This is a genomic window from Enterobacter genomosp. S, assembly GCF_001631805.1.
Taxonomy (GTDB): Bacteria; Pseudomonadota; Gammaproteobacteria; order Enterobacterales; family Enterobacteriaceae; genus Enterobacter; species Enterobacter quasihormaechei.
The window spans coordinates 187,263-202,061 of sequence record NZ_LVVA01000020.1 but is presented as its reverse complement, the minus strand read 5'-3'; the positions used below and the strand labels follow the sequence as shown (position 1 = coordinate 202,061).

12 protein-coding genes are annotated in these 14,799 nt (G+C 57.2%); 3 read left to right on the top strand and 9 right to left on the bottom strand.

Annotation, left to right across the window (positions count from 1 at the left end):
* Position 1: 1 nt before the first annotated feature.
* Positions 2 to 436, bottom strand: coding sequence for a DMT family transporter (locus A3466_RS16045; protein ID WP_063451401.1), 435 nt, complete (start codon positions 434 to 436; stop codon positions 2 to 4).
* A gap of 98 nt (positions 437 to 534) precedes the next feature.
* On the opposite strand from A3466_RS16045, the gene A3466_RS16040 reads away from it, so the two are divergent.
* On the top strand, positions 535 to 1,467 hold the full coding sequence (locus tag A3466_RS16040; RefSeq protein WP_063451400.1) for a LysR family transcriptional regulator: 933 nt from the start codon (positions 535 to 537) through the stop codon (positions 1,465 to 1,467).
* A gap of 3 nt (positions 1,468 to 1,470) precedes the next feature.
* Here the strand turns inward: A3466_RS16040 and A3466_RS16035 are convergent, their stop codons facing one another.
* A complete protein-coding gene (locus tag A3466_RS16035; protein ID WP_063451399.1) occupies positions 1,471 to 2,499 on the bottom strand; it encodes a methionine synthase in 1,029 nt (342 codons plus the stop codon).
* A 27-nt stretch (positions 2,500 to 2,526) separates the two neighbouring features.
* Complete coding sequence (locus A3466_RS16030) at positions 2,527 to 3,501, bottom strand: DUF1852 domain-containing protein (protein WP_063451398.1); 975 nt, start codon at positions 3,499 to 3,501, stop codon at positions 2,527 to 2,529.
* 169 nt (positions 3,502 to 3,670) lie between these two features.
* On the opposite strand from A3466_RS16030, the gene A3466_RS16025 reads away from it, so the two are divergent.
* Positions 3,671 to 4,210, top strand: coding sequence for a DUF2058 domain-containing protein (locus A3466_RS16025; RefSeq protein ID WP_063451397.1), 540 nt, complete (start codon positions 3,671 to 3,673; stop codon positions 4,208 to 4,210).
* Between the two features lie 7 nt (positions 4,211 to 4,217).
* Here A3466_RS16025 and A3466_RS16020 read toward each other — a convergent pair whose 3' ends face one another.
* Positions 4,218 to 4,904: an RluA family pseudouridine synthase gene (locus A3466_RS16020; protein ID WP_063451396.1), complete on the bottom strand. Its 687-nt coding sequence runs from the start codon at positions 4,902 to 4,904 to the stop codon at positions 4,218 to 4,220.
* A gap of 90 nt (positions 4,905 to 4,994) precedes the next feature.
* Positions 4,995 to 5,600, bottom strand: coding sequence for an FMN-dependent NADH-azoreductase (gene azoR, locus A3466_RS16015; protein WP_063451395.1), 606 nt, complete (start codon positions 5,598 to 5,600; stop codon positions 4,995 to 4,997).
* 204 nt (positions 5,601 to 5,804) lie between these two features.
* Here azoR and hrpA point away from each other — a divergent pair, with 204 nt between their 5' ends.
* On the top strand, positions 5,805 to 9,707 hold the full coding sequence (gene hrpA / locus A3466_RS16010) for an ATP-dependent RNA helicase HrpA (RefSeq protein WP_063451394.1): 3,903 nt from the start codon (positions 5,805 to 5,807) through the stop codon (positions 9,705 to 9,707).
* Between the two features lie 82 nt (positions 9,708 to 9,789).
* Here hrpA and A3466_RS16005 read toward each other — a convergent pair whose 3' ends face one another.
* The 4 genes from A3466_RS16005 to A3466_RS15990 form a co-directional block, all read right to left on the bottom strand.
* The gene (locus tag A3466_RS16005) at positions 9,790 to 10,449 is read right to left on the bottom strand and encodes an O-methyltransferase (RefSeq protein WP_063451393.1); all 660 of its coding nucleotides are present in this window, start codon (positions 10,447 to 10,449) and stop codon (positions 9,790 to 9,792) included.
* A 74-nt stretch (positions 10,450 to 10,523) separates the two neighbouring features.
* The gene (locus A3466_RS16000; RefSeq protein ID WP_063451392.1) at positions 10,524 to 11,903 is read right to left on the bottom strand and encodes an efflux transporter outer membrane subunit; all 1,380 of its coding nucleotides are present in this window, start codon (positions 11,901 to 11,903) and stop codon (positions 10,524 to 10,526) included.
* A complete protein-coding gene (locus A3466_RS15995) occupies positions 11,900 to 12,982 on the bottom strand; it encodes an HlyD family secretion protein (protein ID WP_063451391.1) in 1,083 nt (360 codons plus the stop codon). The genes A3466_RS16000 and A3466_RS15995 overlap by 4 nt, the downstream gene beginning before the upstream one ends.
* A gap of 19 nt (positions 12,983 to 13,001) precedes the next feature.
* Complete coding sequence (locus tag A3466_RS15990; protein ID WP_063451390.1) at positions 13,002 to 14,657, bottom strand: MFS transporter; 1,656 nt, start codon at positions 14,655 to 14,657, stop codon at positions 13,002 to 13,004.
* Positions 14,658 to 14,799 lie beyond the last annotated feature (142 nt).

Here is a 14,799-nt window from a genome sequence, read left to right as displayed (position 1 = left end):
GTTACCCCTGAGCCACGAGAATGAGCGCCGCAATGATAAATACCAGCGCAACAATGCGTTTTGTATCGATCCTGCGGTGCGGCGTACCCAGCAGGCCATAGTGGTCAATAATCAGGCTTTTAAATACCTGACCGGCCAGAATGCCAATCATCGTCATCGCGATGCCGATCGCCGGGGTGGCAATGGTGAGAATGATGACGTAAACCGGACCGAGCACGCCGCCCAGCAGGTGCCATGACGGTTGCGCAAAAAATGAGGGGCTGTTACGCGGGCTGAAAAACAGCATAAGCAGAAACGTCAGCCCCGTTCCCACGCTGAATATGCTGAACGCAGCCCACAGATCGCCTACCTCCGCGCCCAGCGGCCCCAGCAGCCCGGCTTCCACGGACAGCCCCATGCCGCCGGCAATCACCAGTAAAATTAAAATAATGTGCATAACGCTTTTTCTCCTTCTTCCAGGCGGAGAAGATTACGTCTGAACATCATTGAGAAAAATGCCATAATGCAGGAAACACCTGTGCAGGAAATGCATTAATGATGGATGCCGGACATATCAGCATTCGCGCGCTGCTGATCTTCATCGACGTATACGAAACGCAGAATTTTTCCGTGGTCGCGCGGCGGGAAGGGATCTCCGCGTCGCAGGTTTCACGCGTGATCCACCAGCTTGAGGACGCCCTCGGGCAACAGCTGTTCTACCGCAACACGCGGGCGATTATGCCCACAGAGAGCGGACATCTTTTTGTTCGCTATGCGCGGGCGATGGCCGGGAACCTGGAGGATGCGCGGCGAGAGCTGGATGAACGCGCCCGCGAGCCGTCGGGCACGCTGCGCATCAATGGCCCGGTCTTTTTCGGACAACGGCACATCGCGCCGGGCCTGCCTGGGCTTCTGGCGCGTTATCCCCGTCTCTCCGTAGAACTTACCCTCACCGACGATTTTATCGATCCTCACCGCGACGCTGCGGACGTTATCTTTCGCATCGGCGCGCTGACGGACTCCTCGTTTCACGCCCGGGTATTTGGGCAGCAGTTCTACCATCTGGCGGCCTCGCCAGATTATCTGCGTAAACATGGCGCGCCTGAGGGGCCGGACGATCTTAGCCGTCACCGCTGTCTGGTGTACCGAGGATCGTCCGGGCCTAACCGCTGGCTGATCCGGTCGCCGGGTGAGGCGTGGGTTCACTATCCCGTCGTACCGTTGATGACCTCCAATAACGCGGAAACGCTCCTGATTTCGGCGCTGGGCGGCATGGGCGTTGTGCTTTTTCCCGACTGGATGGTGAGCGAGCGGCTGAAAAGCGGTGAGCTGGTGGCATTGCTGCCGGAGAGGGAGTGTTCAATCAATACGGAGCCGCTGACGATTGCGGCGATTTACCCGAACGCGCGTCATCCGCCCCTGAACGTCAGGGCGGTGATTGATTACTATATTGAACGGTTCGGTACGCCGCTGTACTGGCAAACCTGAGGATTAACGGGCAAGCTCGCGGCGGAGGAGCTCTGCCCCGGCGCTTAGCGCCTTGAGCTTACCGTTGGCAACCTGGCGGGAAAGGGGGGCCATGCCGCAGTTGGTCGACGGATAAAGCTTGTCTGCATCCACAAACTGCAACGCCTTGCGCAGCGTATCGGCGACCTCTTCTGGCGTTTCGATGGTTTGGGTGGCGACGTCAATCGCTCCGACCATCACTTTTTTACCGCGGATCAGCTCCAGCAGATCCATCGGCACGCGCGAGTTGTGGCACTCCAGCGAGATGATATCGATCTTCGAGGTCTGCAATTTAGGAAACGCCTCTTCATACTGGCGCCACTCGGAGCCGAGCGTCTTTTTCCAGTCCGTATTAGCTTTGATGCCGTAACCGTAGCAGATATGTACCGCGGTTTCGCACTTCAGCCCTTCAATTGCGCGCTCCAGCGCGGCGATACCCCAGTCGTTCACCTCGTCGAAAAAGACGTTAAAGGCTGGTTCATCGAACTGAATGATGTCAACGCCTGCCGCTTCCAGCTCGCGCGCTTCCTGATTGAGAATTTTTGCGAACTCCCAGGCCAGCTTTTCGCGGCTTTTATAGTGGGCATCGTAAAGCGTGTCGATCATCGTCATGGGGCCGGGCAGCGCCCACTTGATCGGCTTGTCCGTAAGCTGGCGCAGGTACTTCGCGTCGTCAACGAACACCGGTTTCTGGCGCGCTACCGCATCCACCACGGTCGGCACGCTCGCATCATAACGATTACGGATGCGCACCGTCTGGCGGTTCTCAAAATCCACTCCGCTCAGGTGTTCAATAAAGGTGGTAACGAAATGCTGGCGGGTTTGTTCGCCATCGCTGACGATATCAATCCCCGCGCGGAGTTGCTCGTCCAGAGACAAACGCAGCGCATCCTGTTTCCCTGCCAGTAATTCGTCGTCCTGTAATTTCCACGGCGACCAGAGCGTTTCCGGCTGCGCAAGCCAGGTGGGTTTCGGCAGGCTGCCAGCCGTCGATGTCGGGAGCAATGTTTTCATAAGTAGAAACCTTTTATCCGTATTAAATTAAAGCGTGAAGTGCTGAGACCACTGCTCAAGAAGGGTTTTATAGGGTTTGATAAACCGCTCTTCGGTATATTTCCCCTGCTCAATGGCCAGACGGCTGCGCTCTTCACGGTCATAGACGATTTTGGTTAATGAGTGATCCTGCTGATTCAGGTCGGGCTGATAGCACTGCCCCGCGGCGGAATTAGCATTATAAATTTCCGGGCGATAAATCTTCTGGAACGTCTCCATCGTGCTGATGGTGCCGATCAGCTCCAGATTAGTGTAATCACGCAGTAAATCGCCGGTGAAGAAGAAGGCAAAAGGCGCGACGCTGTTCTCAGGCATGAAGTAGCGAACCTTAAGGCCCATTTTGGCGAAATACTGCTCCGTCAGCGACGCGCCGTCCGGCTGGTACTCCAGGCCCAGCACCGGATGGTGGTTTCCGGTGCGGCGGTAGGTATCTTTGCTGGAGACGCTCAGGCAGATCACCGGCGCTTTTTTGAAGTTCTCCCGATATTCCGCAGAATGCACAAAACACTTAAAAATATTGCCGTGCAGCTCACCGAAATTCTCGGGGAGGGTAAAACGGGATTGATCTTTATTGTGCTCCAGCAGCAGGACGCTGAAATCATAGTCACGGACATAGGATGAGAAGTTATTCCCGACGATGCCCTCAATGCGCTCGTCGGTCTTTTTATCCACAATCGTCGTTTGCAGAATTTCGATGGCCGGGAAGGTAAATTCCCCGCCAATATTCATATCGACCGATACAATCTCCAGCTCGACGGCGTAGCGGTCCGCCTTGGGGTTATCCCAGCTCGCCAGCGCGTTAAAGCGATTGTTGATCATCACCAGCGTATTGCGCAGGTTTTCCTGACGCTTCTCCCCACGGGCGAGGTTGGCGAAGTTGGTGGTCGTGCGCGTGTTTTCTGACGGGTTATAGTTTTCATCAAAGCAACTGCGCTTAAGGGTAAATGTGAAAGCCTGACTCATTTTCGTTATGCATCCTAAGTTCATGTTGCCGGGACGTTATCAATGCATAATTTATGCCTGAGCCACTGGCGCAGGGGAAGTGACTTAATTTCACTGCGTCATGAGGGTTCTTCATGAACTGCGCAATTCAGGTATAATCCCCCGACATTTCCAACCGGTTTAAACGATCATGACAAAACTCACCCTACAAGAGCAGATGCTGAAAGCGGGCTTAGTCAGCAGCAAAAAGATGGCGAAGGTCCAGCGCACGGCGAAAAAATCCCGCGTCCAGGCTCGCGAGGCGAGAGAAGCCGTTGAAGAGAATAAGAAAGCGCAGCTTGAGCGTGACAAGCAGCTGAGCGAACAGCAAAAACAGGCGGTGCTGGCGAAAGAGTTTAAGGCGCAGGTGAAGCAGCTGATTGAGATGAACCGCATCACCGTGGCGAGGGGCAACATCACCTTTAACTTCACCGACGGCAACCTGATCAAAAAAATCGATGTCGATAAGCAGACACAAACCCAGCTAATTAACGGTCGTCTGGCCATTGCCCGTCTGGTGATCAACGCGAATGGCGACTGTGAATATGCGATTATTCCGGCGGTGGTAGCGGATAAAATTGCCCAGCGCGATGCAGACAGCATTGTGCTAAACAGCGCGCTGAGTCAGGAAGAGCAGGACGAAGACGATCCGTACGCAGACTTCAAAATCCCTGACGATTTAATGTGGTAAACCTGTTTCAAAATGGCGCGGCGTGACGGGCATTCATGGTCTCGCCGCTCAGCGGATGCATAAAAGTCAGTTCGCTTGCATGCAGCATCAGCCGGGGCGTTTCTTCAGCGCCCGGCCATTCCAGGCCCCCATACAGATCGCACCCTAATATAGGGTGGCCTAACTGCTGGCAGTGAATGCGCAGCTGGTGGGTGCGCCCGGTCTCCGGGATAAGTTCCACCCGCGTTAACGGCATTTTCGTATCCTGGTTTACACGTTCCACCACCCGGTAGCGGGAGCGGGCGGGTTTACCGGTCAGTGAACAGATCGTCATCAGCGGAAACAGCGCCGGATCTTTGGCAATCGGCGCATCCACGGTCCCTTCATCCTCTCCCACATGTCCGCACAGCAGGGCGGTGTAAACCTTGCTCACGGCGCGCTGGCTGAACTGGTGACAAAGAGCGGCGTTAATCGCCTTGTTACGCGCAATGACCATCAGGCCTGAGGTGCCAAAATCAAGGCGATGCACCAGCGTGCAGCCAGGAAAGGTTTGTACCAGACGGTGGTGAACGGAATCGCGGTTTTGCGGATTTTTCCCCGAGAGGCTAAGCAGGCCAGAAGGTTTGTTGATCAGCAGCAGATGTTCGTCCTGCCAGAGGATCTCAATGTCGTCGTGACAGGGGGGTGCAATAAAAGTATCGATAATGACAGACATCAGGCCGCCCGGCTGGAGAGTGGGTGCGGATGATAACGAAATATGCAGGAAAAGAAAAACCCTCCCACCGGGCGGTGAGAGGGGGAGATCTTAGGCAGCGACCAGGCTGTCGATAGCGGCTTTCGCGTCGGACTGCGCTTTGGTAGCCACTTCCGGGCCGTAAGCGATACCTTCAGCGAACACAAAGTTCACGTCGGTAATTCCGATGAAGCCGAGGAACAGGGTCATGTACGGCGCTACCAGGTCGGTTGGGGTATCTTTGTGAATACCGCCGCGGCTGGTCAGGACGATAGCGCGTTTACCTTTTACCAGACCTTCCGGGCCGTTCTCGGTGTAACGGAAGGTTACGCCAGCGCGCGCCACCAGGTCGAAGTAGTTCTTCAGCTGGGTAGGAATGTTGAAGTTGTACATTGGGGCGTTGATCACGATAACGTCGTGTGCCTGCAATTCAGCAATCAGCTCGTCGGAGAGCGCCAGGGCTTCCTGCTGACGTGGGGACAAAGGCGCATCGCTCGGACGCAGCGCGCCAACCAGCTCGCCGTCCAGCACAGGAATCGGGTTTGCCGCCAGGTCGCGAACGGTGATTTCATCCGCAGTATGCTGTTCGCGCCACTGCTCAACGAAATAGTCGGACAACTGACCAGACTGTGAGTACCCTGCCAGAATACTGGATTTCAACACTAATACTTTGCTCATGGGAAATTCCTGTTTTGTATTTGATTGAAGGGGGTTGCCCCGTTGCTTGTTGACACTTTATTCACAATCCTGCCACAGGGATAGCGCAATATATCGAAGCCTATGTTCGAATTTTTTGAATAAGGCGCGAAAAGCGCTGATGTGGTACTCTATAGCAATCATTAAAAAGAGATTTTATCCGGCAGTGCACTGCCCGTTAACGCTATGACAGAACAACAAAAATTGACCTTCCCGATGCTGATGCAGCAGCTTAATTCGCTGATGCTGCGCGATAAACAGCGGTTTGCGCGCCGCCTGCACGGCGTTAAGAAGGTTAAAAATCCTGATGCACAACAGGCCATTTACCAGGAGATGGCCAAAGAGATTGAACAGGCGGCAGGGAAGGTTGTGCTGCGCGAAGCCGCACGCCCGGAGATTACCTACCCGGAAAACCTGCCCGTCAGCCAGAAAAAACAGGACATTCTTGAGGCCGTGCGCGACCACCAGGTGGTGATTGTCGCAGGGGAAACCGGTTCAGGTAAAACCACCCAGCTGCCGAAAATCTGCATGGAGCTGGGCCGCGGGGTGAAGGGGCTGATTGGCCATACCCAGCCGCGTCGTCTGGCGGCGCGCACCGTGGCGAACCGTATTGCCGAAGAGCTGCAAACGGAGCCGGGCGGCTGCATCGGCTACAAGGTGCGATTCAGCGATCGCGTCAGCGACAACACCATGGTTAAGTTGATGACCGACGGTATTCTGCTGGCGGAAATCCAGCAGGATCGTCTGCTGATGCAATATGACACCATCATCATCGATGAAGCGCACGAGCGCAGCCTGAACATCGACTTCCTGCTCGGCTACCTGAAAGAGCTGCTGCCCCGCCGTCCGGATCTGAAAATCATCATTACCTCCGCGACCATCGACCCGGAGCGCTTCTCAAAACATTTCAACAATGCGCCGATTATTGAAGTGTCGGGCCGCACCTATCCGGTGGAAGTGCGCTATCGCCCGATTGTTGAAGAGGCGGATGATACCGAGCGCGACCAGCTTCAGGCCATCTTTGATGCCGTCGACGAGCTGGGCAACGAGAGTTCGGGCGACATTCTGATCTTTATGAGCGGCGAGCGCGAAATCCGCGACACCGCTGATGCGCTCAGCAAGCGCGACCTGCGCCATACTGAGATCCTGCCGCTGTACGCGCGCCTGTCGAACAGCGAGCAGAACCGCGTGTTCCAGCCGCACGGCGGACGCCGCATCGTGCTGGCGACCAACGTGGCCGAAACCTCGCTCACCGTGCCGGGCATCAAATACGTGATCGACCCTGGCACGGCGCGCATCAGCCGCTACAGCTACCGTACCAAGGTCCAGCGCCTGCCGATCGAGCCGGTATCGCAGGCGTCGGCGAATCAGCGTAAGGGGCGCTGTGGCCGCGTGTCAGAAGGGATCTGTATTCGTCTCTATTCGGAAGACGATTTCCTGTCGCGTCCGGCGTTTACCGACCCCGAGATCCTGCGCACCAACCTGGCGTCCGTTATTCTGCAAATGACCGCGCTGGGGCTGGGCGATATCGCCGCCTTCCCGTTTGTGGAAGCGCCGGACAAGCGTAATATTCAGGACGGGGTGCGCCTGCTTGAAGAGCTGGGCGCCATCACCACCGACGAGCAGGCGACGGCCTACAGGCTAACGCCATTAGGCCGTCAGCTTAGTCAGCTCCCGGTCGATCCGCGTCTGGCGCGCATGGTGCTGGAAGCGCAAAAGCACGGCTGCGTGCGCGAGGCGATGATCATCACCTCGGCGCTCTCCATTCAGGATCCGCGCGAGCGCCCGATGGACAAACAGCAGGCGTCGGATGAAAAACACCGTCGCTTCCACGATAAAGAGTCTGATTTCCTGGCCTTTGTGAATCTGTGGAACTACCTGGGCGAGCAGCAAAAAACGCTCTCTTCAAATCAGTTCCGCCGTCAGTGCCGGGTGGATTTCCTCAACTACCTGCGCGTGCGCGAGTGGCAGGATATCTATACCCAGCTGCGCCAGGTGGTAAAAGAGCTGGGCATCCCGGTGAACAGTGAACCGGCGGAGTACCGCGAAATTCATATCGCCTTGCTGACCGGCCTGCTGTCCCATATCGGGATGAAGGATGCCGATAAGCAGGAGTATACCGGGGCACGTAACGCGCGTTTCTCCATCTTCCCGGGCTCCGGCTTGTTCAAAAAGCCGCCGAAGTGGACCATGGTCGCCGAGCTGGTGGAAACCAGCCGTCTGTGGGGGCGAATTGCCGCACGCATCGATCCGGAGTGGGTTGAACCGGTGGCGCAGCATCTGCTAAAACGCTCGTACAGCGAGCCGCACTGGGAGCGCGGGCAGGGTGCGGTGATGGCAACCGAAAAAGTCACCGTCTATGGCCTGCCAGTGGTCGCTGCGCGGAAGGTTAACTACAGCCAGATCGATCCGGCGTTAAGTCGCGAGCTGTTTATCCGCCATGCGCTAGTGGAGGGCGACTGGCAGACGCGCCACGCGTTCTTCCGCGAAAACCTGAAGCTTCGCGCCGAGGTGGAAGAGCTTGAGCACAAGTCCCGCCGCCGCGACATTCTGGTGGACGACGAGACGCTGTTTGAGTTTTACGACCAGCGCATCAGCCACGATGTGATCTCGGCGCGCCATTTCGACAGCTGGTGGAAGAAAGCCAGCAAAGAGACCCCGGACCTTCTCAACTTCGAAAAGAGCATGCTGATCAAAGAGGGCGCAGAGTCGGTCAGCAAGCTCGACTACCCGAACTTCTGGCATCAGGGCAACCTCAAGCTGCGGCTGACCTATCAGTTTGAACCGGGAGCCGATGCCGATGGCGTGACGGTGCACATTCCGCTGCCGCTGTTAAACCAGGTGGAAGAGAGCGGGTTTGAGTGGCAAATACCCGGCCTGCGCCGCGAGCTGGTGATTGCGCTGATCAAATCTCTGCCGAAGCCGGTACGGCGCAATTTTGTGCCAGCACCGAACTACGCCGAAGCCTTTTTAGGCCGCGTCACGCCGCTGGAGCTGCCGCTGCTGGACGCGCTTGAGCGCGAGTTCCGCCGTATGACCGGGACCACCATTGACCGCGAGGACTGGAACTGGGAGCAGGTGCCCGATCACCTGAAAATCACCTTCCGCGTGGTGGACGATAAAAACAAAAAGCTGCTGGAAGGCCGCTCGCTTTCGGAACTGAAGGACGCCCTGAAGGGCAAAGTGCAGGAAACCCTGTCTGCCGTGGCGGACGACGGTATCGAGCAGAGCGGGCTGCATATCTGGAGCTTTGGCCAGCTTCCGGAAAGCTACGAGCAGAAGCGCGGCAACTACAAGGTGAAAGCCTGGCCTGCGCTGGTGGATGAGCGCGACAGCGTGGCGATTAAGCTCTTTGACAATCCGCAGGAGCAGCAGCAGATGATGTGGCGCGGGTTACGTCGACTGCTGCTGCTCAACATCCCGTCGCCGATCAAGTATCTGCACGAGAAACTGCCGAACAAAGCCAAGCTGGGGCTGTACTTTAACCCGTACGGCAAAGTCCTGGATCTGATTGACGACTGCATCTCCTGCGGCGTGGACAAGCTGATCCACGAGGCGGGCGGTCCGGTCTGGACCGAAGAGGACTTTGCTCAGCTTCATGAAAAGGTGCGCGCGGAGCTGAACGACACCGTGGTAGAGATTGCGAAACAGGTCGAGCAGATCCTCACCGCCGTGTTCACTATCAACAAGCGCCTGAAAGGGCGGGTGGATATGACCATGGCGCTGGGGCTGTCGGACGTGAAGGCGCAGATGGCCGGGCTGGTCTATCGCGGTTTTGTGACCGGCAACGGCTTTAAGCGGCTGGGCGATACGCTGCGTTATTTGCAGGCGATTGAAAAACGTCTGGAGAAAATGGCAATAGATCCGCATCGCGACCGGGCGCAGATGCTGAAAGTCGAAAACGTGCAGCAGGCGTGGCAGCAGTGGCTGAACAAACTGCCGTCGGCGCGTCGGGAGGATGACGACGTGCAGGAGATCCGCTGGATGATCGAGGAGCTGCGCGTCAGCTTTTTCGCTCAGCAGCTGGGCACGCCGTACCCGATTTCGGACAAGCGTATCTTGCAGGCGATGGAGCAGATCTCCGGCTAAAACCTTTGCCCGGTGGCGCTGCGCTTACCGGGCCTACGGAAGAACATGTAGGCCGGGTAAGGCGTGGCTGCCACCCGGCTTTTTATCGTTCCACCATCGCCAGCGTAAACCCATCCCATCCCTTAACGCCCACCGTTTGCAGCGCGGTGGCGGTTAAGCGTGGGTTATCTCCAGTCATCTCGATAAACTTCCGTACCCCCTGCACGCGTGCATCGTCGCTTTGCCCGTTAACCACCTCGCCGTCGCGCACCACGTTATCGCCGATAATGACCGTGCCGGGACGGGAGTAGTGCAGCGCCCACTCCAGGTAGCCGGGGTTGTTTGGCTTATCGGCATCAATAAAGATCAGGTCAAAGGGCGGAACATCACCGAAATTCTCGAGCGACTTTAGCGCCGGGCCTTCAATCAGTTCTATGCGATCGCCGAGTCCTGCAAGATGAATATTTTGGCGTGCAACTGCGGCATGTGTCGACTCCGCTTCTAGCGTAATCAGCTTTCCGTCCGGCGGCAGGGCGCGCGCCATCCAGATTGAGCTATATGCACCAAGCGTACCGATCTCCAGAATGCGGCGGGCCTGCGTCATGCGGACAAACAGCGCCAGCAGTTGCCCCTGATTTGCGGCAACGTCGTGCTCGGGTAAACCGGCGCGTTTGTTGTTTTCAAGAACGTTCTGGAGAACCTCATCGTCAGGAATAAGCGACGAAATCATGTAATTATCTACTGAACACCACTGCTGTTGCATAGATTGACTCCTTGGGCGTATCGCCAGATGCGAAATGTAGGCCGGGTAAGGCGTAGCCGCCACCCGGCATGTTTTCACGCACTGGCCCAACCGCCGCCCAGCGCTTTATACAAATCAATTTGCGCCAGCAGCAGGTTATTTTTCACCTGTACCACGCTGGTCTGCACCGAGAATAAGGTGCGCTGCGCATCAAGCACATCCAGATAGGAAGAGTACCCGTTGCGGTAGCGGTTTTGCGCAATCCGCAGCGTCTCCTGCGCGACCTGCTGCTGTGCCAGCAGCTCGGTAAGCTGTTCCTGATAGCGGGTGATGGCATCAAGGCTGTCATTCACCTCGACAAACGCGTTACGAACGGTTTTTTCGTAGCTGTACAGCGCCTGATTGCGCTGGGACTGGGAGATATCCACCTGTGCATTCAGCGCCTGACGGTTCAGCAGCGGCGCAAGAATACTGCCGCCCACGCTCCAGAGCTGTAGGGGGTTATCCAGCAACCCCGACAGCGTGCGATCTTGCACCGATCCCGTGGCCGTGAGGTTGATCGACGGCAGCAGGCTGGCGCGCGATGACGCCAGCGTCGCGTCCGCCGCAACGAGCTGACGTTCCGCCTGAACGATATCCGGACGTCGGTTAAGTAACGTCGACGGCAGTTGTGAAGGCAGTTTCAGCGGCGTCAGGGCGTCGAAGCTTTCACCGCGCGGAACGTCACCCGGGTTGCCGCCAAGCAGCAGGCTAAGCGCATTCTCCTGTTGCGCAATCTGGTGCTGAAGAAGTGGAACCTGCGCGTGGGTGGCGCGCAGCTCAGAATCCGATTGCATCAGCTCAAGGCGAGAGCTATATCCCGTCTCAAACTGCCGTTTAGCAAGGTTAAACGCCTCTTCACGCGATTTCAGCGTGGAACGGGTCACGCGAAGCTGTTCATCCAGCGACAGCAGGGTGACGTACCCGGAGGCCACTGACGACGCGACGGTAAGATCTGCCGCCGCGGCCGCCGCTTCTTGTGCCTCCAGGGATGCTTCAGCGGCACGGGCGGTGCTGCGGTTTACGCCCCAGATATCCACGTCGTAGCTGGCGGTCAGGCTACCTTTATACAGCGTACCGTATACCGGAAGCCCGGTGGCAGCGGACTGCGAGCGCCCGCGCGTTCCCGTCACGCCCGCATCTAGCGACGGAAACAGGCTGCCGTCGGCGGCATACACCCGGGCCTGATACTCGTTAATCCGTTCGCGGGCAATCAGCACGTCGCTGTTGTTCTTCAGCGCCTGATCCACATAGCGGTTCAGATTGCTGTCGTGAAAATTGCGCCACCAGAGCTGCTCTGCCGGGCTGGTCGGCCCCGACGTGGCGCGCCACTGGGCCGGAATGTGCAGTGACGATGTGGCGGGCTCAACGTCTACCGACTGGCAACCCGCCAGGATAGCCATCATCAGCAGGCCAGCGATCGGGCGAAGCGTCATTGTTTCGCCTCCCGCGTATCGATGGTGACCTGCACCGACATGCCAGGGCGCAGCAGCCGGTAGTCCTCCGCCTCACCGAGTACCTCAATGCGTACCGGGATGCGCTGTGCGATTTTGACAAAGTTGCCCGTGGCGTTATCCGGGGTGATAGCGCTGAACTCCACGCCAGTGGCCGGGGAAATGCTCTCTACGCGCCCCTGATAGGCTTTATCGTTTAACGCATCGACGGTGAATTTCACCGGCTGGCCGACGCGTATATTCGCCAGCTGCGTCTCTTTGATGTTGGCGATCACCCAGTGCTGCGGCGGAACCAGCGTGGTCAAGTGCGTCCCGGCAGTGACGTACGCTCCCAGACGCACCGCAATCTGCCCGAGCTGGCTGTCGCGCGGGGCGACAATTCGGGTGTTTTGCAGATCGATCTGCGCCAGTTCCAGTGCGGCTTTGGCATTTTCAACGTCCGCTTCCAGCGAACCGCGATTAACGATGACCGTTTGTAAATCCTGGCGCGACATCTCAAGCGTCGCTTTTGCCTGATCGATATCGGCGCGACCCTGCGCGGCACTCGCCAGCGCTGCATCGCGCTCGCGGATGGACAGGGAGCCGTCTGCGGTCAGATCCTTCACGCGCCTCAGATCTGCCTGGGTTTTCAGGCTTTGGGCACGGGCGTTTTTCAACGCCGCCTCGTTTCTGGCAATCACCGCTTCCGCACTTTTGCGCTGTTGCAGGTTGTTGTTCAGGGCAGCGATTTTCATTGCCAGCTGCGCCTCGGCCTGATGGACGCGCTGGCGATAGATCCGGTCATCAATCTGCAACAGCAGGTCGCCTTTTTTAACCTGCACGAAATCCTGAACGTGTACCTCGGTAATGTAGCCGTTTACCTGTGGACTGATGAACGTCGTCTGGCCACGCACGTAAGCGTTATCGGTGAACTGCGCGTGACGCGTGAACGGAGGCAACTGCCAGGCATAAAGGATCACCAGCACCCCGACAATACCGATAGCTGCGGCGGTGAAAATGGACACGACGCGCACGTTTTTACGGGTGTTGGCCTGCTCTTTGGCGGCATCCTGCTGACTCATAACCTCTCCTGAAAAATAATCATGACTTATTGCCGGTGGCGTTCTTAAGGGCCATACGGGCGGTAATGCGCAGGCGCAGCAAGCGCCATAAAATCCAGACCAGCGTGGCAGTGGCTATGCTCGCCGTCAGTAAATAAGTATCGTTGTAAGCCAGAATATTTGCCTCAAGCGCCGTCACCGTCTGGAGCTGGGTAATGGCCTGGGTGCCCAGCAGGGAACTGTCGCCAATCAGGCTTTTATACATCTGGGTGTAAAGCTGAATACGTTCGTTCACCAGCGGGTTCAGGGTGGTGAGCTGGTCGGCCAGCAGGCTGGAATGGTACTTCTCGCGCCAGGTCTGGAAGGTGCCGAGGATCGCGGAACCCAGCAGGCCTCCAAGGTTCTGACTCATGCCAAACATTACGGAAAAGCTGACCAGGTTGCGCGGGTCGGCGATCACCCCGCCAATGGCGGCCAGCATCGCAGGCGCGAGGAAGAAAGCGCTGCCGAAGCCCAGCAGGAACTGGCTGAACATTAGCTGATCCGGTCGGGTCAGGTTGTTAGACTGGCTGTCCAGCAGCGAGGCGATAATCATCAGCGCCAGCGAGGTGATAATCGGCCAGGCCAGTTTAGTAGGTTTTATCGTCAGGCAACTGGTGACGATACCGCAGACAATCCCGGCGAAAATAGCCCATGCCAGATGGGTCATCTGTTCATTCTGTAGGCCTACATATTGCAGCCAGCCGATGACGCCGGTGTTCTGCTCCGCCAGCACGATGCGGATCAGCAGCATAATCAGCCCCAGACGTACAATGCTGCCGCTGGAGAGCCAGCGGGTATTGAGCAGCGGGTTGCTGCGGTTATGTTCAAACACAATCGCAGAGACAATCAGCACCAGCGAGAGAGCCAGCGCCCAGCCGATCCACGGCGCTTCAAACCACCAGTCAAGACGCCCTAACGACAGAACCGCGCACAGCAGTGCCATGCCGGGCGCCAGCAAAAAGAAGGTGATGAAATCTTTCTTCTCGAAGACTTTGCGCCGATCGCCCGGTGGCAGCTTTAGCACCATCACGCAGGCCAGTGAGATCAGGGCCAGACCCAGCTCGAAGAAGTACAGCCCGCGCCACTCATCAAGCTGTAACAGCTCTGTTGAGAACAGCCGCGCCAGCGGGATCGCCAGCGACGACCCGGTAATGCCAATGGTCAGCGCCTTCAGTCGGTGCTTCGCGGGCCAGGCCTGTATCTGGTAATAAATGCCGAGAGAGCTGAGCGCGGCGGCGACCATCCCGTGTGCTGCTCGTACCATCAGTGCCGAGCTAAGATCGTTCACAAACAGGTGGAAAAAGGTGACCAGCACATACAGCACCAGGAAGCCTTCCGTAAAGGCGCGCAAACCGTACTGCTGGCGAAACTTTACCAGCAGCAGGTTGATGGAAACGTTGGTCATGACATAAACGGCAGGCAACCAGGCGATTTCAGTCGACCAGGCGCCAAAAGTGCCTTGCAGATTTTGCAGATTAGCGGTGACAACCGCGTTACCCAGCGCCCCAGTCAGACATACCAGTAGGCCGACCACGCCATAGGCGATCCGTTTTGGGGTGGGATGTTCCGGGGTGGAAGGGGAACCCAGCAGGGCGGGTTTCTCGTGTGGCTGCCACTCGCGAGGAGCATAAGGATCGCGTTGGGGCAGGCGCATAACGGGGTTTACCTTTCAAAAAGTTGAATTGTGAGCGGGCTAATGATTCTACGGTTGCCGCAAATCATAATTCAAGTGAATACGATTATTGTATGTTAATCAAATGTAGAGGGAATAATGAAGAAAAAGTGCGGCTCGCGAA